Here is a 621-nt window from a genome sequence, read left to right on the forward strand (position 1 = left end):
GGCCGCAGGCGCGGGCGGATACGTTCCAGCCGCCGCCGGCGGACGCCGCGCTGCGCACGACGAAGCTGCGCTGACGGACGCCGGCGCCTACATCCAGTCGATGAGCATGATCCCGGCGCTCGCCCGGGTGGTGATGTTGTCGTAGTTGATCAGCCCGTCACCGTAGCCGTGAAAGAGCTGTATGTAGCCCTTCATGCCCCCCCAGAACGGAAACGTATAGTCAAGCTGCAATGCACCGCGCACCGGCTCCCCGCCTATACCGAGGTTGCTGCGGAGCATCACGGAATAGGTCTGATCGCCATCCTTGAGGTGCGCCCAGACCTGGGCGCGGCCGTAATAGTCGCTGATATTGGGGTTGTCGTCGTCGCCCTCGGATTCCGGCAGGCGCCACCATCCACGTGCGCGCAGCGCCCACTTGCCCTCGTCGAAGAGAACACCGGCGGTCATGCGGTTCCAGCTTCGCGACTGCGGGTCCGAACGGCCGTTGGACATGTGGTTCACCCCCACGGTGAACAAACGCCCGTGGAGGCCGAAGAGGTTATATTTCGTGCGGTACGAGTAGATCAGCTCCGGCTCGTAGTTGGTCTCGCGGAACGGCGCGGATTCCTCGCTGTTGTAGGC

The 621-nt window shown here is 64.3% G+C and carries 1 protein-coding gene; it reads right to left on the reverse strand.

What is annotated here, in order from left to right:
* Positions 1-87: 87 nt before the first annotated feature.
* The coding region (locus tag G7A99_RS23630) for a phospholipase A (RefSeq protein WP_163144502.1) at positions 88-621 on the reverse strand (534 nt) is incomplete at its 5' end.

Source organism: Arhodomonas sp. KWT (genome assembly GCF_010993615.1).